General features: G+C 72.8%; 15 protein-coding genes. 5 read left to right on the forward strand and 10 right to left on the reverse strand.

Annotated features, from left to right (window positions below):
• Positions 1 to 173 precede the first annotated feature (173 nt).
• From DFH01_RS08155 to DFH01_RS08170, 4 genes are all read left to right on the forward strand, one after another.
• A complete protein-coding gene (locus DFH01_RS08155) occupies positions 174 to 1,082 on the forward strand; it encodes a hypothetical protein (protein ID WP_109869816.1) in 909 nt (302 codons plus the stop codon).
• A 38-nt stretch (positions 1,083 to 1,120) separates the two neighbouring features.
• Positions 1,121 to 2,626, forward strand: a complete 1,506-nt coding sequence (locus DFH01_RS08160) for an oligosaccharide flippase family protein (protein WP_109869817.1) — start codon at positions 1,121 to 1,123, stop codon at positions 2,624 to 2,626.
• A gap of 28 nt (positions 2,627 to 2,654) precedes the next feature.
• On the forward strand, positions 2,655 to 3,356 hold the full coding sequence (locus DFH01_RS08165; RefSeq protein ID WP_109869818.1) for a TylF/MycF/NovP-related O-methyltransferase: 702 nt from the start codon (positions 2,655 to 2,657) through the stop codon (positions 3,354 to 3,356).
• Positions 3,357 to 3,426: 70 nt separating this feature from the next.
• Positions 3,427 to 4,293 (forward strand): FkbM family methyltransferase, encoded by an 867-nt coding sequence (locus DFH01_RS08170; RefSeq protein ID WP_109869819.1) that lies wholly within the window; start codon positions 3,427 to 3,429, stop codon positions 4,291 to 4,293.
• 9 nt (positions 4,294 to 4,302) lie between these two features.
• On the opposite strand, the gene asnB is transcribed toward DFH01_RS08170, so the two are convergent.
• Positions 4,303 to 6,231 carry an asparagine synthase (glutamine-hydrolyzing) gene (asnB, locus tag DFH01_RS08175; protein ID WP_109869820.1) on the reverse strand — a complete coding sequence of 643 codons (1,929 nt, stop codon included), beginning with the start codon at positions 6,229 to 6,231 and terminating at the stop codon, positions 4,303 to 4,305.
• 198 nt (positions 6,232 to 6,429) lie between these two features.
• Here asnB and DFH01_RS28110 point away from each other — a divergent pair, with 198 nt between their 5' ends.
• Complete coding sequence (locus DFH01_RS28110; protein WP_158287663.1) at positions 6,430 to 6,591, forward strand: hypothetical protein; 162 nt, start codon at positions 6,430 to 6,432, stop codon at positions 6,589 to 6,591.
• Here DFH01_RS28110 and DFH01_RS08180 read toward each other — a convergent pair.
• The 9 genes from DFH01_RS08180 to DFH01_RS08215 are packed head-to-tail and all read right to left on the reverse strand — an operon-like array spanning position 6,584 to position 20,224.
• The gene (locus DFH01_RS08180) at positions 6,584 to 7,549 is read right to left on the reverse strand and encodes an NAD-dependent epimerase/dehydratase family protein (RefSeq protein WP_109869821.1); all 966 of its coding nucleotides are present in this window, start codon (positions 7,547 to 7,549) and stop codon (positions 6,584 to 6,586) included. The two genes, DFH01_RS28110 and DFH01_RS08180, sit on opposite strands and share 8 nt — an antisense overlap.
• Positions 7,550 to 7,592: 43 nt before the next feature.
• Entirely contained in the window at positions 7,593 to 9,812 is a 2,220-nt protein-coding gene (locus DFH01_RS08185) for a hypothetical protein (protein ID WP_109869822.1), read from the reverse strand.
• Positions 9,809 to 10,972, reverse strand: coding sequence for a glycosyltransferase family 4 protein (locus DFH01_RS08190; RefSeq protein ID WP_233256028.1), 1,164 nt, complete (start codon positions 10,970 to 10,972; stop codon positions 9,809 to 9,811). Before DFH01_RS08190 ends, DFH01_RS08185 begins: the two co-directional genes overlap by 4 nt.
• Complete coding sequence (locus DFH01_RS28680) at positions 10,866 to 11,150, reverse strand: hypothetical protein (RefSeq protein ID WP_233256029.1); 285 nt, start codon at positions 11,148 to 11,150, stop codon at positions 10,866 to 10,868. Before DFH01_RS28680 ends, DFH01_RS08190 begins: the two co-directional genes overlap by 107 nt.
• Positions 11,151 to 11,187: 37 nt before the next feature.
• Positions 11,188 to 12,525 carry a putative O-glycosylation ligase, exosortase A system-associated gene (locus tag DFH01_RS08195; protein ID WP_109869824.1) on the reverse strand — a complete coding sequence of 446 codons (1,338 nt, stop codon included), beginning with the start codon at positions 12,523 to 12,525 and terminating at the stop codon, positions 11,188 to 11,190.
• A 12-nt stretch (positions 12,526 to 12,537) separates the two neighbouring features.
• Positions 12,538 to 15,348, reverse strand: a complete 2,811-nt coding sequence (prsT, locus tag DFH01_RS08200; protein WP_109869825.1) for an XrtA/PEP-CTERM system TPR-repeat protein PrsT — start codon at positions 15,346 to 15,348, stop codon at positions 12,538 to 12,540.
• Between the two features lie 13 nt (positions 15,349 to 15,361).
• Positions 15,362 to 16,771, reverse strand: coding sequence for a PEP-CTERM-box response regulator transcription factor (gene prsR, locus DFH01_RS08205; protein WP_109869826.1), 1,410 nt, complete (start codon positions 16,769 to 16,771; stop codon positions 15,362 to 15,364).
• The gene (prsK, locus tag DFH01_RS08210; protein ID WP_109869827.1) at positions 16,768 to 18,849 is read right to left on the reverse strand and encodes an XrtA/PEP-CTERM system histidine kinase PrsK; all 2,082 of its coding nucleotides are present in this window, start codon (positions 18,847 to 18,849) and stop codon (positions 16,768 to 16,770) included. The genes prsR and prsK overlap by 4 nt, the downstream gene beginning before the upstream one ends.
• 37 nt (positions 18,850 to 18,886) lie before the next feature.
• Positions 18,887 to 20,224 carry an exopolysaccharide biosynthesis polyprenyl glycosylphosphotransferase gene (locus DFH01_RS08215; protein ID WP_109869828.1) on the reverse strand — a complete coding sequence of 446 codons (1,338 nt, stop codon included), beginning with the start codon at positions 20,222 to 20,224 and terminating at the stop codon, positions 18,887 to 18,889.
• Positions 20,225 to 20,317: the final 93 nt, after the last annotated feature.

Consider the following 20,317-nt stretch of genomic DNA (forward strand, 5'->3'; position numbering starts at 1 on the left):
ACGACAGTCCCAAAGGTTGCAAATCTTAACATTTCTGCGATACGATGCGGAGATCGGGACAACCTGGGCAACCAGCGGCTGAGTGACGGGCGGCCGGATCCCGGCCGAAGGCCCTCGCCGGCAGGCCGGGCAGGGTGCGTGCGTGCGGTGAACGGAGCGGCGACAGGCCAGACATGAGCGGCAGCATCCACGACTACCTCGGCCAGTTCACGGGCAAGGACGTGCTCTTCGTGCCCAATCCCGGCAACGCCGGCGACAGCGTGATGTCGGCCGCCACCTACCAGGCGCTGGAGCGGGCCGGTGCGCGCTACCGCGTGCCGAGCCTGCGCGGCCTCGATGTCAGCGGCCAGTTCGTGCTGTACGGCGGCGGCGGCAATCTCTACGGCAAGGCGCGCCACGCGTACCGGACGCTGGAGCGGCTGCACGCCACCGCCAAGCACCTGACCATCCTGCCGCACACCATCAAGGACGTGGACGAACTGCTCGAGGAATTCGGCAGCAACGTCACGGTCATCGCGCGGGAGCGCGTGACGTTCGACTACATCAGCAGCGTGAGCCGGCGCTACGAGACGCTGCTGATGGACGATCTCGCCTTCAGCCTGGATCTCGACCGGCTGCTGCATGGCGGCGAGGGCTTCAACCGTGCGGCCATGGTGGCGCATTTCGCGATGTCGCGCCTGCTGCGCCGCAGCGGCCACACCGAATTCGCCAATGTGAAGCGCTACCTCAACCCCGGCCCGGTCGCGGCGGATCTGCTGGCGCGGCCGCCCGGGGGCGTGCTGAACTGCTTCCGCCTCGACAACGAGGCGACCGACATCGAGATCCCGCCCGACAACATCGACCTGCCCATCGTGTTCATGTTCGGCGTGTCGCCCGCGCCCGTCGCCTTCCACGCGGCGCGCTCGATGATCCAGGTGCTGTCGAAGTTCGACGAGATCCGCACCAACCGACTGCACGTCGCGATCTCCGCCGGGCTGATCGGCAAGCCGACGCTCTTCTACCCGAACAACTACTTCAAGTGCCGAGCGGTCTGGGAGTTCTCGATGCGCGACCGCTTCCCGCACGTCACCTGGATGGGCTGAGCGCTGTCCCCGGCCCGGCTCCCCGAACCGCCCGCTTCATGAGCGAGGGCAGCGGCCGCGCCGAGCCCCTGGGCGGGGTCGTCCTGCGCGGCGCGGCCGTGATGGTCGCGCTGCGCTTCGTGCTGCGCGCCATCGGGCTCGTCTCCATCTTCTTCACCGCGCGGCTGCTGACGCCGGCCGATTTCGGCGTGGTCGGCACCTCGGCCATCGTGCTCGGCCTCTTCGCCATCCTGCAGACCATCGGCATCGGCGAGGCGCTGATCCGACTGCGCCGGCTGGACCCGGAGCATCTGCACACCGCCTGGACGATGAACCTGATCGCCGCGACGGTGGTCTCCGTCGTCATCTTCCTCGTCGCGCCCTTTGCCGCGCGCGTGCTCGAGGAGCCGGCGCTGACGGAGCTTCTCCGCTGGCAGGCCTTCACGCCGACTATCGTCGCGCTGCTCAGCCCCGGCACCATGACCTTCATGCGGGACTTCGCCTTCCGCAAGGAATTCATGCTGAAGGTGTTCCAGAAGATCGTCGTCGTCGCCTGCGTCGTGGCCGGCGCCTTCCTCACTCGCAGCTACTGGGGGCTGGTGTGGGGCTCGATGACCGGCACGGTGCTCTACGTGGCGATGAGCTACGTGCTCTACCCCTATCGTCCCCGCCTCACGCTGAGCCGCTGGCGTGACTTCGTCGGCTTCTCCTTCTGGACGATGATGCTGAGCTGCGCGACCTATGTGGCGACGGTCGCGGACGAGGTGGTGGTGCGCCGCATGGTGTCCACGCAGCTCTTCGGCCTGTATCACACCAGCCGCGACCTATCCCGCACCATGGTCGCGGAGATGGTGGCGCCCGCCTCCTCCGCGCTGCTGCCGGGCCTCGCGCGGCTGCAGGACGAGCCGGCACGCTTCGCGCGCGCTGCGCAGCAGGCTGTCGGCGCGGGCGCCATCGTCGCCGTGGCGACGGGCCTCGGCGTCTCCGCCACCGCCGAGGAGATCGTCGGACTGCTGCTCGGCCCGAAATGGGCGGGCGCGGCGCCCATCCTCGCGCTGACCGCGATCGGGGTGGCCGGGCAGACGCTCGCCGGGCTGCATCGCAGCATCCTCGCCGCGCTGTCGAAGCAGCACTGGTCGGCCGCGCTTTGGGCGCTGCGGGGCGCGGTGCTCGCCGTGACCTGCGTCGCGGCCGGCGCGATGGGCGGGATGATGGCGGTGGCCGCGACCTACGCCATCGTCTCCGTGCTGCTCACGCTGCTCGACTACACGCTGATCTTCACCCGTCTCGGGCGGCCCGCGGCGCCGATCGCGATCTTCGCCCGCCCCGTGCTGGCGGGTCTGGCCATGGTGGGCGTGCTCGCGCTGTTCCCGGCCGGGCTGCCGCTGCTGCTCGCCGCGCCGGCCAAGGTTGCGCTCGGCGCCGCGACCTACGGCCTGGTGCTCTGGGGCGCCTGGTTCGCCATGGGGCGGCCGGACGGCGCCGAGACCGCGCTGCTGCACCGCCTGCCGCCGCGGATCGGCGGCGTCTTCCTGCCGCGCCGGTCCGCGGCCGCGAAGGCATGACCATGCCGGACCATCGGAGGGCGACGGGATGCTGAGGCAGTTGAAGCGCGCGGTGCTGCTTGCCGCGCTGAGCCCGTTGTCGCGGCAGGTGCGGCGCGAGAAGCTGACGATGCTCGGCGCGCGCAAGCTTCTCCGCCTGGAGCGCGCGGCCGCCAGGCTGCGGCGCGCGGGCGTCGCCGGCGACTTCGCCGAATTCGGCATGGCGCTCGGCGGGTCCGGCATCGTGCTGGCCCATCTCGCGCGGCGCGACGGGCGGCAGTTCCACGGCTTCGACGTCTTCGGCATGATCCCGCCGCCGACCTCCGAGAAGGACGATGCCGCGTCGCGCAAGCGCTACGAGGAGATCGCCGCGGGCAAGTCGCAGGGCATCGGCGGCGACACCTACTACGGCTATGTCGAGAACCTCTACGACGTGGTGTGCCGAAGCTTCGCCGCGCATGGAGTGCCGGTCGACGGCAGTTCGGTGGTCCTGCACAAGGGCCTCTTCGCGGACACCCTGCCCGGCTATGCGGACCGGCCGGTCGCCCTGGTGCATGTGGACTGCGACTGGTACGACCCCGCGAAGCTCGTGCTCACCACGCTGGCGGACCGCGTTCCAAGCGGCGGCGCCATCGTGATGGACGACTACCATGCCTATGGCGGCGCGCGCACCGCCACCGAGGAGTTCCTGCGCGAGCGCAGCGACTTCGCCATGGAGGATGGTGACAACGTCATCCTCCGCCGGCGCTGAGCGCCGCGACGTCACCGAAGGGAAAGGCGGCGCCGGTGCGCCGTGACGCGAAAGGGCTAGCAACCTGGCCATGATGCAGCTTGCCAAGAAGCTCGTGCCGGCCCCGATCCGCGCGCTGCGCTGGCGCGCGCGCTGGATGCGCCACGCCCCGGCCTATGCGGCCGCGCCGCTGCAGAGCTGGCAGCGCGCGCTCGGCTTCACGCTGCGCGAGATGTCGGGCGGCGAGTTCGCCTTCCGCACGCCGGACGGGATGGTGATGCACACCATGCCGAACAACTTCAGCTCCTTCGCCATGGCGGTCGGCGGCGCGCGCGACCCCGAGATCTGGCGCCTCATCGAGCGCCGGCTGCGCCGCGGCATGACCTTCGTGGACGCCGGCGCCAATATCGGCGCCTACACCTTGCCGGCGGCCCGCCTGGTCGGGCCGGAGGGGCGCGTCGTGAGCTTCGAGGCGCACCCCGTCACCTACCGCCTGCTGGCGCGCAACGTGGCGGAGAACGGTCTCGCGAACGTCCTTGCGCTGAACGAGGCGTTGGGCGAGGAGGCGGGAACGCTGACGCTCGCCTTCACCGCCGCGAATCCCGGGGAGACGCATGTCGCCGCCGATGGCGAGACCGGCGCGCAGGTGCCGGTGACGCCGCTGGATGCGGCGCTCACCGCGCGGGGCGTCGCGGGGGTGGACTACCTGAAGATCGACGTCGAGGGCTTCGAGCTGCCGGTGCTGCGCGGCGCGCTCGGCACCATCCGCGCCAATCCCGGTCTGCTGATCCAGACCGAGCTGCAGGAACGCCACGCCGCCCGCTACGGCACTGACATCGGCGAGATCGTGGCGCTGCTGCGCGGCGAGGGGCTTTCGCCGCATGTCGTGGATGGCGAGGGCCGGCTGCAGCCCGTGACGGGTCCCGTCCGCGGCGACATCATCTGGGCGCGCGGCTGAGGGTCGGCGCTACGCGCCGACCGTCTCCATCGCCCGCGCCGGCGCGGCGCCGTGCTGCGCCAGGAACCCCTCGAGCACCAGCAGCTGCCAGATCGCCTGGGCATGGTCGAACCGGCCCGAGGCATGCTCGTCCACCAGCCGCCCGAGCGCGGCGCCGTCAAACAGCCCGCTGTCCTGCATCGCGCCACCGGTGAGACGCGCGCGCACCGTCGCGGCCTGGGCGCGGAACTGGCCGGCGATGTCGTCGGCGAAGCCGCGCTTCTTGCCCCAGAGCAGCTCCGCCGGCAGCAGCGGCGCCATGGCGCTGCGCAGCACATGCTTGCCGAAGCCGTCCTTCAGCTTCAGCGACGCCGGCAGCGAAAGGCCGAACTCCACCAGCTCGTGGTCCAGGATCGGCGGCCGCAGCTCCAGCGAGACCGCCATCGCCATGCGGTCCGTTTTCACCAGGATGTCGCCCGGCAGGTAGCTGTGCAGGTCGGCGTATTGCGCCTGCAGCAGCGCGTCGTCCGGGTCGCACTCGTCCATCAGCGCGACGATGCGCGCGGCCGGATCGTAGCCCGCGAGCGATGACCGCAGCGGCGCCGCATACAGGCCGCGCCGGCGATCCTCGTGCAGCTTGCAGACCGTGCGGTAGTAGCCCAGGGCGGAATCCAGGCTGATCTCGGTGAGCGTGGACTTCGCGCGCAGCCAGCGCGGCGCGCGGTCGAGCTTCGGGTAGACCGCCGCAAGGCGGCCGATCACCTGCTTCCGCACGCCCGCGGGGAAGATGCGCCGTGCCGCCTCTGCCAGCTTGTGGAAGCGATAGCGGCGATAGCCCGCGAAGACCTCGTCACCGCCATCGCCGGAAAGCGCGACGGTCACGTGCTTCCGCGCCAGCTTGCAGACCATCAGGGTCGGCACTGCGGAATGGTCGCCGAAGGGCTCGCCGAACAGCTTCGCCTGCTCGCGCGCCGCGGCGACGTAGTCCACCGTGCCGGCTTCCGCATGCGCCGCGAGCCCGAGCCGCGCGGCGAGCGCGGCGGCGGCCGGCCGCTCATCCTCGCTGCCCTCGAAGCCGATGGTGAAGGTGGCGAGCGGCCCCGTGCCGGCTTCCGCCACCGCGCGCGCGGCGCAGGCGACGACGGCTGAGGAATCGACGCCGCCCGAGAGGAAGGCGCCGAGCGGCACGTCCGACATCAGCTGCGCCCGCACCGCCGCATCCAGCCGCCGCGCGAGCTCGGCCGGCGCATCCGCCGGCGCCGCCACTGCCTGGCGCGGCGCCTGCCAGTAGCGCCGCGGCGTCAGGTCGAGCGGCGCGTCGCGGCGCAGCAGCAGGAAGTGCCCGGCGGGCAGGCGGCGGATGTCGCGATAGATGCTCTGCGGATCGGGGATGTAGCCGAGCGCCAGGAAGTCATCGAGCGCGGCGTGGTCCAGCCTTCGCGGCATCTCCGGCAGGGCCAGCAGCGCCGGCATCTCCGATCCGAAGGCGAGCGTGCCGTCCGGCAGCGCGCCGTAGAGCATCGGCTTCTCGCCCAGCCGGTCGCGCGCGAGCAGCAGCTCGCCGCGCGCGCGGTCCCACAGCGCGAAGGCGAACATGCCCTTCATGCGGTCGAGCACGCCGAGGCCCCATTGCCGCCAGCCATGCAGGATGGATTCCGTGTCGGAGCGCGTGCGGAAGCGATGGCCCGCGGCTTCCAGCTCCGCCTTCAGCCCTGCGTAATTGTAGATCTCGCCGTTGAAGCAGACGACGAGCTGGCCATCCTCGGTGGCCATCGGCTGCGCGCCGCCGGCCAGGTCCACGATGGACAGGCGCAGATGGCCGAAGCCGAGATGCGGCTCTGCATGGAAGCCGTCGCCATCCGGCCCGCGATGCGCGATCGCCGCCGTCATCCGGCGCAGCGCGCCCTCCGCCGGCGTCGCCGGCCGGAGCGGGTGGAACAGGCCGACTACGCCGCACATCGCGCCGTGCTCCGCATGGGGTCGCAGGCCATCGCGCCGCCCTCCAAGCTGGGCCAGCAGGCAACCGCCGGGGCTGCAGCGCGCTTTTCCTGAAGGCCGCGCCGCGGTGCGGCGCAAGACGCAAACCAAGGCCGCCCGGCGCCCCGGCCGGCAAATGCGACCGAAGGGACCTCGGCGCCTCGACACGCGAGGTTGGCCATGATCGGAGTTGATCGAACCTGGGGTTGGCGCGCCGGGCCGTTCGGCGCCCGCCGCCGGCTACCGGACCGCCTGCCATGGCCGCTCGCCTTCATGGCGATCGCGGCGATGGCCATCCTGGCCTGGGCCGTCCTGCTGCTGGGCCTGCGGCTGCTCAAGTGACCGGCTCCCGCGCAGCCGCCTCGGCCGCCAGGCCGGGCCGGCCCCGGGCGAGCCACCCGACCACCTCCTCGAGCCCCTGCCGCAGACCAACCTTCGGTTCCAGGTCCAGGAGCGCCCGCGCCCCGGTCGGATCGCCCAGCGAATGACGGATCTCGCCAGCCCGCGCCGGCGCATGCCGGATATCCGCCTGCCGGCCGCACGCGGCGGCGATCGCGTGAGCGAGGTCGAGCACCGAGGTCGCGCGTCCGGTGCAGACATTCAGCACGGGCGCCGCGGTGGAGGCCGCGTCGAGACCGGCCAGCAACGCGGCCACCACGTCGGCGACATGCACGAAGTCGCGCGTCTGCCCGCCATCGCCGAACACCGTCACCGGCTCCCCGCGTGCCAGGCGGTCGCAGAAGATCGAGATCACGCCGGAATAGGGCGAGCGCGGATCCTGCCGCGGTCCGAACACGTTGAAGAAGCGCAGCCCGAGCGTCGCGATGCCGTGCACATGGCCGGCGACCAGCGCGTGCTGCTCGCAGCCGAGCTTGTCGGCGCCATAGGCCGAAAGCGGCCGCTTCGGCGCATCCTCGGCGATCGGCAGGATGTGCTGCTCGCCATAGACGGCCGCCGAGGAGGCGTAGACCACCGGCACGCGCCCGGCGCGCGCTGCGTCCAGCACGGCGATGGTGCCCGTCAGGTTGGCGCGGTGCGTGCCGAGCCAGTCCTGCACGCCGCGCTCCACCGAGGCCACCGCGGCGAGATGGAAGCACCCCGCCACACCCTGCATCGCGCTGCGCACCAGCGCCGCGTCGGCGACGTCGCCCTGCAGCAGTTCCGCGCCGGGCAGCAGGTTGTCGCGCGAGCCGGTGGAGAGGTCGTCGAGCACCCGCACCGCATCCCCGCGTGCGGCGAGCGCCGCGCAGAGATGCGATCCGATGAAGCCGCAGCCGCCGGTGACGAGGTAGAGAGCCAAGAACGCACTCCTGACCTGTTTGCGGAAAGGACCCTGCCCGGCCTCAGCGCCGGGACGGGGTGCAGCGCGGCGCGTGCTCCGGCACGCGCACGAGGCCCGGCGGCGCGACGGCGTGATAGGGCGTCATCTGGAACACCTTCACACGGGCGGCCAGCGCATCGGAATTGGCCAGCCACTGCCAGGCTTCCTTCGCGCGCGCGTCGTCGAACACCTGCGCCATCAGCGCCAGCGAGAGCATCCCGAGGCGCGGATACTCGCCGTTGCTGTGGCGCCAGGTGGTGCCGTTGTCGAGGTCGCGCTCGCGGTTCGCCGCCACCACTTCCGCCCAGGTCCTGAACGGCGCCCTGGGCGGGTCGGGCTTCTCCGGCAGCGGCTCCGGCACCAGCGACATGCGATAGGCGACGGCGTCGTTGCGCGTGTAGCCTTGCTGCGTGGCGAAGAAGCGCCCGACGATGTAGTTGCGCATCCAGTCGAGGAAGGCGCGCGCGTCCTCCTGGCCGCGCATGGCCGCCATCGCCGCGCTGGAGACGAAGTAGTCCTGCTGCCACGGGCCGAGATTGGGCGTGTAGCCGAAGTCCAGCGGCTCCAGGTAGCCATGGATGTCGCCCTGCGCCTCGGTCCAGCGCGGGATCTGCTCGCGGAGCCAGGCCCAGTTGAGCCGTGCCACATCCTCGATGTAGGCGCGCGTCGGGTCGCTGTCCGCGGCGATCCAGGCCGCCTCCGTCACCTGTCTCATCGTCCAGGAGGCGCTTCGCGTCTGCCGCCGGTTGACGAGGAGCAGGTCGTTGACGGGCCCCTCCCATTGCCGCACCGCCGGCCAGATCCCGCTGACGTTCCACGCGCCCTGCGCCATCAGGTTGTCGAGGAACGGGCGCCGCCCGGTGAGCAGATAGGGCACGAAGCTCAGCGCCGGCTGGTGGGAGTGCGAACCGCCCCGCTGCCAGATCGTGTTGATCGCGGCCCGCTGCAGCAGGGTCAGCGGGGGCCGTCCGCCGCGCGGGTCGGACCAGAAGCCCGGCCAGCGCTTCACATCGAGCCAGCCGCCATCGCCGTCGGCGCCGCCCTTCGGATCCCAATAGTGCCAGGGGATGCCGCCGGCCGCCTCCGCCTGCCCGATCGAGAACTCCGCCGCCCGCGCATCGCCGGACATGAGCCAGGCCGCGATCCAGTTCGTGGTCTGGCCGAGGTCGGGCCGCGCGCCCGGCGCACCCATGCTGGTCTGCAGGCCGCGCGGGTTGAACGGCACGTCCCAGTCCGGCCGGTCGCGATAGCGCGCGATGCCCTGGAACACCGTGGGCCCGACGCCGATCGAGAGATCATAGGGCATCACCGCACCGGCCGCGGCCAGGTAGCGCGTGTCGTGGATGGCGCGCGGCGGTTCAGGTGCCTTGTCGCCGCCCCGCTTCGCGCCGACGAGCCGTCCCCAGGCGCCATACTGCCAGTGCCGCGGCACCTCGGCGCTCAGCGCGGGCTGGCCGTCGATCTCCAGACGGAGCGCATAGGCGACATCGCCGCCGGCCGGCTGCATCGCGACGTCGTTGCGCAGCCACAGGTCCACCCAGAGCGACCCGTCGGCGCGCACCGCCACATCCGCGACGCAGCGCAGGGAGCGCACGGCTCCGAGCGGCGCCGGCAATGCGATGCGCGCCTGCCGCGCCAGCGGGCCGGCCTGCCACGCCGGTTCGCTCCGCCCGCGGCGCAGCAGATCCGCGAGGTCGGCGCGCCAGGGCTCGCCGCCCGAGAGCGGCGTCAGTGTCACGGTAAGGCTCCGGCCGTCGAGCGCGGCGGCGAAGTCCAGCGGCGCGCCCGGGTCGGCACCCTGGCGACGTGACAGCACGACCCCGGCGCGCTGCCCTGCGGGCAGCGCCGGCGCGGCGATCGAGACCAGCCCGAACCGGGCCGAGCCGTCCGGGTGGCGGCGCGAGACGTCGAACTGCGCCGGCAACTCCCGTCCGTCGGCCGCGAGCCGGGCGCTGATTCCCGCGCCGGCGGGCATGTCGCCCGCCTTGAAGGCCTGCCCGAACACGACGACCGTCCCGGCCGGGGCGCCGCTGCCCTCCAGCACGAGCCCCACCAGGTCGCCCGGGCGATCCGCGCAGGGCATGGCGGGCAGGTAGACGACGACGTCCTGGTTGCCACGCGGCGGCGGCCTGCGGTTCGGCTGCTGCGCCCATGCCGTGCCGGTCGGCCCGGCGCAGCCGGGCAGCGCGAGGCCGAGAAGCAGCCCGATGTCGCGGCGTCGGAGCCGGGGATTCCTGCTCATCGCGCCGCACCCGCCAGAACGCGCCTGAAGAGGTCGAGCTGTCCCATCGTCGTCTCCTCCCAGCCGAAGCGCTCCGCATAGCGGCGCGTCGTCCCGCGGTCGGGCGGCGCCGACAGCAGGCTGCGGAGCCCCGCGGCGATCGTCGCCGGGCTCGTCTCGTCCAGAACCAGCCCCGCCTCGGGCGCAGCGATGGCCTCGCGCGAGCCCCAGGCGGCGCTGGCCACCACCGGCGTGCCGCAGGCCAGCGCTTCCAGCAGCACATTCGCCCAGCCTTCGCGGCTCGATGCCAGCACCATGGCATCGGCCGCGCCGTAGTAGAGCGGAAGGGCGGCATGGGGTTGCGGGCCGATGAGACGCACGCGATCACCGAGGCCGAGCCGGGCGATCAACGCCTCGAGCCGCTCGCGCTCCGGCCCCTCCCCGAGGATGAGAAGGCGGTGGCCGGGCAGCGCGGCCATGGCCTCGATCGTCAGGTGGTGGTTCTTGCGCGAGATCAGCAGCCCGACCGAGACGACGGTGGGACCATCGAGGTCGAGCGCGGCCCGTGCCGCGGCGCGATCGGCGGGCGGCCGGAACAGGTCGAGGTCCACGCCGTTGCGCAGCACCGTGACCTTCTCGCGCGGCGCGCCGAGTGCCATCAGCCCCTCGGCGAGCCCCCCGCTGACCGCGATCAGCGCATCGGCCCGGGCGATGGCGTCCTGGATCAGGCGGCGCGGCACGGCGTGGCGGGGCAACTGGCTGGTGTCGGAGCCGCGCGCGGTGATCACCACCGGAAGGCCGAATTCGCGGCCCAGGCGGACCGCCGCGACGCCGTCGGGATAGAGGTAATGCGCGTCGATCGCGTCGAAGCGCAGGCCCGATTGCAGCATCCGCCGCATCGCCGCCCGCGCGGCGCGCGCGAGCGCGAAGGGGTTCGTGTACATGCCGAGCCCGGGCGGCGCCAGGAAGCGCGGATGCAGCACCGTCAGCCCGTGCCGCTCCTCCGCCTCCGGCACGGCCGCGCGCGCCGGCGTGCGGCCGGGGAACCAGGGCACCGGCGCCAGGACCGTGCTCTCAGCCCCGCCGCTGGCGACCAGATGCCTGAGCCTGTTCTCGACGAAGACGCCATGATTTGGCTGCGCCGGGTTCGGATACAGGGTGCTGAAGGTCAGCAGGCGCAGTTCCGGGCTTGCGTGCCCGGTCGGCGCCGCGCCAGCCTGCGGGCCCTTCCTCGACGGTCTCGTTGTCGTCGCGCATGTCGAAGGGAGAGGGATAGCGGCTGACGAGCTTGGGGAAGACCGCCCAGAGGCAGAGCCAGATGACGCCGATGAGCATGGCGAGGTAGTAGACGCCCTGCATTCGCTCTCTCCCGTCCTGTTCTCCGGCGCGACCAGCGTCATGTCGCCGCCCCCCGGACCGCGCCGCGCGGCGCCTCCCGCATGCTGCTGCGCTTCCAGGCTCCGGCGCCGACCATGCCGCGTGACGTCGCGTCGGCCTGGATCGCCCGCACCGCAATGGTGTGCGCGGCGGCCGTCACGATCAGGATCATCCAGTAGTAGTCCCAGTAGGACAGCGACAGGAACGCGCCGCCCGCCAGGTAGGCCACGATGGAGACCTGCACCATGCGCCCGAGATCGCCGGCCCAGGCCAGGTCAGGCCGGTCCCGCGTGATGCGCATCAGCCGCTGCGCGTAGTAGATCCCCGCGACGGTCAGCCCGAGCCAGACGAAGAAGCCCGGGAAGCCGTGCTCGCCGAGCACCTCGAAGTAGATGCTGTGCACCGCCCGCGCATTCACGTCGGGCGCCACCAGGTTCACGATGTGCTGGTAGTACATCGCCCGGAAGCCCACGCCGGTGAGCGGGTATTGCAGCGCGATCAGCCAGGACGCCCACCAGATCCTGAGCCGCCCCATCGCGGAGGCGTCGCTGTCGTAGTCCAGGATCGAGTTCATGCGCAGCGCCCAGCTGTCCGGCATGAAGGCCAGGATCGCCAGGATGCAGCCGAACAGCACGATGGCGCTGACGACCTTCTTCTTGCTGCGCCACCAGAGCACGGCCGCCGTGGCGCCGAGCGCGAGCAGCGCCCCGCGCGACTGGCTGCCGACCGCGGCGAGCAGCGTCAGGCCCATCGCGGCGAGCAGGCCGAGCCGCGCAATGTAGTGGCGGGAATGCAGGCGCAGGTAGTTCATCAGCGGCACCGAGACCAGCAGCGCCACCGCCATGTGGTTGCGGTCCGCGATCATCGTGTCCGGCGGCCCCATCACGCGGAAGCCGCCGCCGGTCATCGCCGTGAAGATCCCGCCCTTCACACCGTAGTAGCCGATGGAGATCACCATCAGCCACACCATCGCGTGGATGCGCCGCCGCGTGGTCAGCAGGCTGGCTACCAGCAGCGCGCCGATGACGACCTTCGTGTTCGCTTCCCAGCGGCGCCACATCACCTCGCTCGGCCCGATGCCGGTGATGGTGGTCAGCGTGAATATCGCCGCGAAGAGCAGAAGCAGCACCGTCACGCCGTTCGCATCGAAGCGCTTCGGCTCCTTCGCGATGACGCAGGCGACGAGCATCGCCAGGAAGATCGTCATCGCGTAGGGCAGGTTCGTCGCGAAGCCCCACACCTCGCGGTGCGGGTTCATGAACGCGATCCAGCTCCACAGCAACGCGCCGAGGAACGGCTGCACCAGCGCCGGTGCCAGCAGCCCCAGATAGACGGCGAAGAAGACGTAGCTGCGCATGCCGGCGGAGCTTCAGCCGCGCCGCATCTCGGCCAGCAGGCGTTCCGCCGCGGCGCGTTCGGGGAAGGCCGCGTCCCCGGCCAGCGCTGGCGTCAGCACGTTGATCGCGTCCTGCCGGCGCCCCGCCGCGTTCAGTGCATAGGCGAAGCGGTAGACCTTCGCCGGGTCCGGCGCCTGGCCGCGCGCACGCGGCGTGCTCGCCGCCTGGCGCAGCAGCACCAGCGCGCGCTCCAGATCGCCGGTGCGCGCCAGGATCCAGCCGAAGGTGTCCGCCGTCTCCGGTCCCGGCATCAGGAAATAGGCGCGCTCCGACATCGGGCGGGCGCGCGCCAGATCCTCCGGCCGGCCGCGCTCCTGCAGCATCCAGGCAAGGTTGTTCAGCGCGACCGCGTTGTCCGGAGCACGTTCCACCAGCCGCGCCAGCCGCCGCTCGGCCGCGTCGTTGCGCCCCGCCGCGATGTCGATCTGCGCGGCGAGGTTCAGCGCTTCGACATCGTCGGGCTCGCGCCCGAGCCAGGCATCGAGCACCGCCAGCGCCTGGGCGGGCTGGCCCGCCGCGCGCAGCGCGATCGCCTGGCGCAGCGCCAGGGTCGAGGACGGGCCGTTCTGCGTCGCCGCGGCATAGGCTGCGGCGGCCTCCGCCGGGCGCTGCGCCGCGAGCAGCAGGTCCCCGCGCAGCGTGAGCGAGCCCGGATGCATCGCGACGGTGCCCGCCATGCGGTCCGCCAGTTCCAGCGCCGCGTCCAGGCCGCGCACTTCGCGCACCAGCGTCACCAGAAGCTGTTGCAGCGCCGCATTGGTGGGCTGGCTGCGCAGCGCCTCCTGCAGCATGGTCTCCGCCCCGCGCTGGTCGCCGTTGCGCATCATCAGCGACAGCAGCTGGCGACGCGCGGGCATGAAGGCGGGATCCTCCGCCAGCGCCGCGCGCGCCGACTGCTCGGCCTCCTGCCAGCGCCCAAGCGCCGCATAGGCCTGCGAGCGCGTCAGCGGCAGCTGCGGTCCCTGGCCCGCCCGGCGCAGCGCCGGCGTGTCCACCACGGCCAGCGCGCGTTCCGGCTGGCCGAGCGCGCCCAGCGCCGCGGCGAGCGTGATCGCCAGCTGCGGCTCCGTCGGCGCGGCGCCCTGCGCGGCCTGCAGCACGATCAGCGCCGCCTCCGCCCGGGGCGGACCGGCCGTCACGGTGGCCAGCAGCCGGCCCAGCGCTTCCGGATGGTTCGGCGCGCGCCGCAGCACTTCGCCGAGCAGCCGCTCCGCCTCGTCCGGGTTGCCCTGCGCCGTGGCCACCCGCGCCAGGCCGAGCCGCGCACCGACGCTTTCCGGATGGTCGCGCAGCACCGTCTCGAAGGCGCGACGCGCGCCGGCGACATCGAAGCGCGCCATCAGCAGCAGCCCTTCGAGCGTGCCCGCGGCCTCGCCCCGGCGCTGCTCGGGCGTGAGCCGGTCGTATTCCGCCTGCGCGCCGGTGATGTCGCCGCGCGCAAGCGCGGCGATCGCGAGCAGCTCGCGCGCACCCGTCTGGTCGGGCGAGAGCCGCAGCGACTCCTGCGCCGCGCTGCTGGTGCCGCGCGTATCGCCGGTGGCCAGCCGCGCCGCGCCGAGCCGCGCCCGGATCCCCGCATCGTCCGGCGCGAGCTCCGAGGCGCGGGTGAAGGCGACCACTGCCTCGCGCGGGCGACCTGCCGCGACATGCGCACGGCCGAGCATGTCCATCGCTTCGGCATCCGCCAGGTTGCGCTGCGCCAGCCGGCTCAGCGTCGCAGCCGCCGCGTCGGGGCGGTTGCCCTCCATCTGCAGCGTGGCGAGCAGCTTGGCGCCGCGCGGATCGTCCGGCCGCCGCGCCACGTAGCGCTGCGCCGCGTCCTCCGCCTGCCCCGGCTCGTTCAGTGCCCGCTTCACGGTGGCGAGCAGCAGCAGCCCGTCCCCGAGATTCGGCAGCGCCGCGCCCATGCGCGCCAGCGTCTCGTCCGCGGCGCGCCATTCCTGCATCCGCACCTGCATCAGCGCGGTGAGGTAGGTGGCCGCCGGATGCGTCGGGAAGATGCGGATCGCCGCATCGATGTCAGGCCGCGCGCGCGCTTCCTGCCCGGTGCGGATCAGCAGCTCCGCACGCAGCACGCGCGCCGGCACGTTGCCCGGCGCCCGCGCGATCAGGCCGTCGAGCGTGGCGATCGCGGCCGCCGGCTGCCCGCCCTCGGCCTGGAACGAGGCCTTGCGCACCAGCGCCTCGGCCGATTGCGGATCGGCCTGCAGCGCACGGTCCACCGCCGCCTCGCCCGCCGCACGGTTGCCCGCGGCGAGTTCGACCGCCGCCATGGCGAGGTGCGGCTCCGGCGCGTTCGGCGCGAAGCGGACCGCAGCATCGGCGGCCTGGCGCGCCGCGTCGCGCTGGTTCAGGCCGAGCTCCGCCTGGGCGCGCGCCGCCGCCACCTGCGCGGCCAGCGCCGGCGGCTGGGTGGGCTGCGGGAAGTCGCGCAGCAGCTCGCGGAAGCGCCCGCGCATCAGGTAGCTGCGCATCAGCACGGCGGTCGCCTCCGCCGCATCGAAGCCGCGTTCCAGCGCCGCGCGCGCCTCGCGCTCCGCCGTATCGGGATCGCCGAGGTCGATGCTGACCCGCGCGAGGCCCATGCGCACCGCCGCGTTGTCGGGCTGTGCCCGCACCGCGTTGCGGAACTCGATCTGCGCCGCGCGCAGGTCGCCGCGCGCCTGCGCCGCCTCCGCGCGCTGCAGCGGCTGCGCGGCGAGGTCGCCCGCGCCGAGGCCGATGACCATCGCTGCGGCCATCAGCAGGCGGCCGCGGCGGGAAGGGAAGGGCGGTGTGGCCATGGTTCCGGCTCCGCTAGACGGTGTCGGGGTCGGCCGGGGCAAGTGCGCCCTCGGCCCTCAGGCGGGCGGCTGCCAGCCCGTGCGTCTCGAGAAGGCTGTAGAGCGTCGGCCGGCTGATGCCGAGCAGCCGCGCCGCCGCGGAAAGGCTGCCGCTGCTGCGCGCCAGCGCCCGCTCGATCGCCTCGCGCTCGGCGCGCAGCCGCGCCGTCCGCAGGTCGAGATCGGCGGCGCCGTCGCTGTCCACCGCGGCCGGCGCGATCTCGAGGTCGCCGAGCGTGACCAGCGGGCCTTCCGACATCAGCGCCGCGCGGCGCACCCGGTTCTCCAGCTCGCGCACATTGCCCGGCCAGCGATGCGCCGCGATCGCCTCCGACGCGGCGGCGTCGAAGCCGCGCAGCCGACGGCCGTGCTCGCGCGCGAACTTCGCCAGGAAGAACCGGCCCAGCAGCAGCGCATCGCCCACCCGCTCGCGCAGCGGCGGGATGCGGACCGTCACGGCGTTCAGGCGATAGAGCAGGTCGCCACGGAAGCGCCCGCTCTCGGCCTGTTCCTCCAGCGGCTGGTTGGTGGCGGAGACCACGCGCACATCCACCCGGATGGGCGTGCGGCCGCCGATGCGCTCGATCACCTGGTCCTGCAGGAAGCGCAGCAGCTTCGCCTGCAGCGCCACCGGCATCTCGCCGATCTCGTCGAGGAACAGCGTGCCGCCATGCGCCGTCTCGATGCGGCCCGCCACCTGGCGCACCGCGCCGGTGAAGGCGCCCTTCTCATGGCCGAACAGTTCGCTTTCCAGCAGCGTCTCCGGGATCGCCGCGCAGTTCAGCGCCACGAAGGTCTTGCCCGCGCGCGGCCCCATCTCGTGCAGGGCGCGCGCCAGCGCCTCCTTGCCGGTGCCGCTCTCGCCCAGCAGCAGCACGGGGACCGAGACGCCGGCCAGCCGCTCCACCGTGCGGCACACCTTCAGCATGCCCTCATCCGCCGTGACGATGCCCTGGATCGGCGAGGAGCGTGGCGCGACGGCAAGCCGCTGGTTCTCCTCCTCCAGCTCGCGCAGGCGCAGCGCGCGCTCGATCACGGTGCGCAGCACCGCGACATCCACCGGCTTCTCGCAGAAATCATAGGCGCCGAGGGCCACGGCGCGCAGCGCGTTCTCCCGCTGGCCCTGGCCGGAAGCGACCACCACCGGCAGGTTCGGCGTTCCCGCCCGCAGCATCTCGAGCGTGGCGAAGCCCTCGCTCACGCCTTCCGCATCCGGCGGCAGGCCGAGATCGAGCAGCACCGCATCCGGCTGCTCGCGCTTGGCCATCGCCTCGGCCTGCTTGCGGTCGTTCGCGACGACGACGCGGCAGTTCGGGAAGGCCCAGCGATACTGCGCGCAGAGCCCGGGATCGTCCTCGACGATCATGAGCTTCGGCTTGCTCATGCGGCCCCCCGCATCGCCGCGGCGGCGATGGCGACGGGTGCCGGCGGCTCCCCTGCCACGCCGCGCGCCGGCAGCACGATCCGCATCGTCGTGCCCGCGCCGGGGCGGCTCAGTACGGTGAGCTCCCCGCCTGCCTCACGCAGCAATTCGCGCGCCTGCCACGCGCCGATGCCGCTGCCCTGCCGCTTCGAGGTGCTGAGCGGGCGGAACAGCTCGTCGCGGACGAACTCCGCCGACATGCCCGGCCCGCGATCCATGACGTCCACGACGAACTGCGATCCTTCCTGGCGCACCTGCACGCGAACCGGCTCGCCCGGCGGCGAGGCTTCCGCGGCATTGTTCATAAGATGCCCGACCGCCGTGTCGAAGCGGGACGCCGCGATCGCGGCCAGCGCCGCGCCCTCATGCCCCGTCACCTCGACCGCATAGGGCTTGGCGGCGGCCAGGGCCTGCAGGCGTTCAAGCGGCGAGATCGCCTCGGCCGCCCCTTCCGGCACGTCGCCGGGCTGGCCCAGCCGCACGATCAGCGCGTTGATGCGAGCCGTGGAGGCTCGCACGGTCACCAGCATGTCGTGCTGGAACTCCGGGTCCGCAAGGTTCTCCTCCGCATTGGCGAGCAGCAGCGAAAGCTGGCTGGACACGGTCTTCACGTCATGCGCGACGAAGGCGAAGCGCTTCGCATAGTCGGCCAGCCGGCGCTCGTCCACCAATCGTTCGGCGGCGCGCCGTTCCGCCAGGAACATGGCCACCTGCCGCCCCAGCATCCGCAGCAGCTCCGCCACCTCGCGGTCGAGCTTGAAGGGCGCGCGCGGCGGCGCCAGCAGCACCACGCCCGCCAGCCCCTCGCGCCCATGCGCCAGCGGCACCGCGAGCCAGAGCGGGCCGTAGGCGCGGCGCAGGTCGCGCAGCGCGGGATCCTCCGCCGGCAGCGCCACCACCTCCTGCCCGGCGCCGATCTGGGCCATCAGCGCGTGCTCCGCGCCGAGCGACTGGTGCTCCGCGGGCAGGTTCCAGGAGCCGGCCCAGCGCAGGCCCGCCTCGCCGGGGTCGCGCTGCAGCAGCACGCCGGCGGGGCTGTCCACCACATCCGCCACCACCCGGATCGCCCGCTGCTCCGGTGCCATCGGCTGCTCGCCGGCCGACAGCGCCTCCACCGCGCGCAGCCATTCGCGGCGGTAGTCGTAGCGCGCGGTGAAGAAGTGATCGACGATCATGCCGCGGAATCGCGATCGCACCGTGCCCGAGGTCAGCGCCACGGCCAGCCCGATCAGCGCCACCGCCAGCAGGCTGATCTGCGCCGCGGCGCCCCAGGCGACATCGAGCCAGCGCAGGATCTCGCCCAGCGCGCCCACCGCCAGCAGGAAGGCGCCGGCCACCACCAGCGTCGCGCCATGGAACACCACCTGGCGGGAGACCGGCGGATCGCGCCGCCAGCGGGCGTCGCGCACTGCCGCAACGGCCAGCAGCGGCGTCACCGCCGCCGTCAGCGCCGCGCGTGCATCGAGCAGCGGCACCGAGACCTGCTGCGACAGCGCCGCCTCGGCATACAGCAGCACGTCGAAGGCGGAGAGGCCGCCGAGCGCGATCGCCGGCAGGCCGACATGCCAGCGTTCCGCCTCGCCCGCGGTGCGGAACAGGTTCTCCGCCATCAGCACCACCAGCAGCGCCAGCATCAGCCGCGCGAGCGTCCCGAAGGCCCCGAGGTCGGAGGCGAATTCCGGCGTGCCGCGGTCGAGCAGCGTGACCAGCATCGCGATCGCGGCGCCGGCTGCGGCCGTGATCGCCAGGGCAGGCATCAGCGCCCCGGCGCGCTGCCCGGCGATGCGGCGGAAGAAGAAGCCCAGCACCAGCAGCCACACCAGCCAGCGCCCGATCTCCAGCGCCGCCGCCAGCCGCTGCGCCCAGTCCTGGCCGTTGTGCAGCGCATAGGCATAGCTGCCCGCCCAGAGCGCGGCGATGCCGCAGGCCGCCGCCAGCAGCCGAGCCGCCTTGCCGCGCCCCGCCGAAAGCACGAGCGCGGTCCACACGAGGCAGACCGCGGCCGAGCCGGCATGCAGGACGAAGGAGGCGGCGCTCACGGCCCGCGCTTGTGGCCCGCCTGTCCGGCGCCGCGCCTCATCGCGAGCCCTCCTGGAACAGTACCACGCGCACGGTGGCGACCAGGATCAGCAGGTCGAGGAACAGGCTGCGTCGGCGCACATAGTACAGGTCGTATGCCAGCTTCATGCGGGCATCTTCCACGGAAGCGCCGTAGGGATAGTTAACCTGCGCCCAGCCCGTGATGCCGGGCTTCACCACCGCGCGGTCGTTGTAGTGCGGGATGATGCGGCCGAGCTGCTCGACGAAGGCCGGCCGCTCCGGCCGGGGGCCGACGAAGGCCATGTCGCCACGCAGCACGTTCAGCACCTGCGGGATCTCGTCGATGCGCGTAAGGCGGATGAAGCGGCCGACCCGCGTCACGCGGTCGTCCCGCCGGCTGGCCCAGACCGGCGCGCCGGCGGCCTCCGCATCGGTGCGCATGCTGCGGAACTTGAACAGGGTGAAGACCCGCCCGCCGCGGCCCACGCGCTCCTGCCGGTAGAAGACCGGGCCGGGGCTGTCGAGCTTGATGGCGAGCGCCGTGATCAGCAGCAGCGGCATGGTGACGAGCAGCAGGATGGCGCCGAGCAGGATGTCGAAGCCGCGCCGGAACAGCGCCTCCACCGGGCCTTCGCGCATGCCGTTGGACCGCGCGAGCCAGCCCGGCGGCAGGCGCTCGATGTCCACGCGCGCCAGGTGATGCTCCAGGAAGTCGGTCTCGCCCATCACCTGGATGCCTGCCGCCTCCAGCCCGCGCGAGAGCGAGGGGGGCAGGCTGGCGGGGTCGTCGGCGATGACCATGCGGATGCGCTCCGCGCGCAGCCGCGCGGGGTCGAGCCGCGTCTCGAGGTCGGCGGGTAGGAGGCTCATCGCCACCTGGAAGCGGCCGTTCGGGCCGAGCGCGCCCTCCGCCTGGTCGAGCCGCGAGGCCCCGCCCCGGGCGGCGCGCACCACCGCCACGCGCTGCACCAGGCGGCCGCTGCGCCGCGCCGCCGCGAAGCCGAGGCGCGTGGTGACCACCGCGCCGACCACCGCGAGCGTCACGCCCACCAGGTGATTGCCGAGCTGCACGCCGTCCGCCGGGCCGATCATGGCCAGCACCGGCAGCAGCACCATCATGAGAAGGCCAGCCACCAGCACGCCGACCAGCAGCTTGCGCACGCGCGCGAAGGCTTCCGGCTGGTAGAGCCCCGTGGCGCCGCCGATGATGCCGCAGGCGACCGCGACCGGCACCGCCAGGATGCCGCCCTGGTCGGCCGGCATGCCCACCTGCAGAACCAGGAGCGCGAACACGGCGAGGAAGCACAACAACGCATCCGCGACGTAGAGCAGCAGCATGTCAGATCGGACGCTGTGCCCGAACAGGCTGGTCATCCCGCAGACCCCCACAACCTGTAGACGTGAAACCGTTATGGCGACGCGTCCTGCGTGCAGAGACCAGGGGGGCCGGTCCGGCGCATCCCTATC

Source organism: Falsiroseomonas bella (assembly GCF_003173615.1).
GTDB classification, from domain to species: domain Bacteria; phylum Pseudomonadota; class Alphaproteobacteria; order Acetobacterales; family Acetobacteraceae; genus Falsiroseomonas; species Falsiroseomonas bella.

Coding starts and splice junctions, on each gene's coding strand:
- DFH01_RS08155 (WP_109869816.1), top strand. CDS start 174: ATGAGCGGCAGCATCCACGACTACCTCGGCCAGTTCACGGGCAAGGAC.
- DFH01_RS08160 (WP_109869817.1), top strand. CDS start 1,121: ATGAGCGAGGGCAGCGGCCGCGCCGAGCCCCTGGGCGGGGTCGTCCTG.
- DFH01_RS08165 (WP_109869818.1), top strand. CDS start 2,655: ATGCTGAGGCAGTTGAAGCGCGCGGTGCTGCTTGCCGCGCTGAGCCCG.
- DFH01_RS08170 (WP_109869819.1), top strand. CDS start 3,427: ATGATGCAGCTTGCCAAGAAGCTCGTGCCGGCCCCGATCCGCGCGCTG.
- asnB (WP_109869820.1), bottom strand. CDS start 6,231: ATGTGCGGCGTAGTCGGCCTGTTCCACCCGCTCCGGCCGGCGACGCCG.
- DFH01_RS28110 (WP_158287663.1), top strand. CDS start 6,430: ATGATCGGAGTTGATCGAACCTGGGGTTGGCGCGCCGGGCCGTTCGGC.
- DFH01_RS08185 (WP_109869822.1), bottom strand. CDS start 9,812: ATGAGCAGGAATCCCCGGCTCCGACGCCGCGACATCGGGCTGCTTCTC.
- DFH01_RS28680 (WP_233256029.1), bottom strand. CDS start 11,150: ATGCAGGGCGTCTACTACCTCGCCATGCTCATCGGCGTCATCTGGCTC.
- DFH01_RS08195 (WP_109869824.1), bottom strand. CDS start 12,525: ATGCGCAGCTACGTCTTCTTCGCCGTCTATCTGGGGCTGCTGGCACCG.
- prsT (WP_109869825.1), bottom strand. CDS start 15,348: ATGGCCACACCGCCCTTCCCTTCCCGCCGCGGCCGCCTGCTGATGGCC.
- prsR (WP_109869826.1), bottom strand. CDS start 16,771: ATGAGCAAGCCGAAGCTCATGATCGTCGAGGACGATCCCGGGCTCTGC.
- DFH01_RS08215 (WP_109869828.1), bottom strand. CDS start 20,224: ATGACCAGCCTGTTCGGGCACAGCGTCCGATCTGACATGCTGCTGCTC.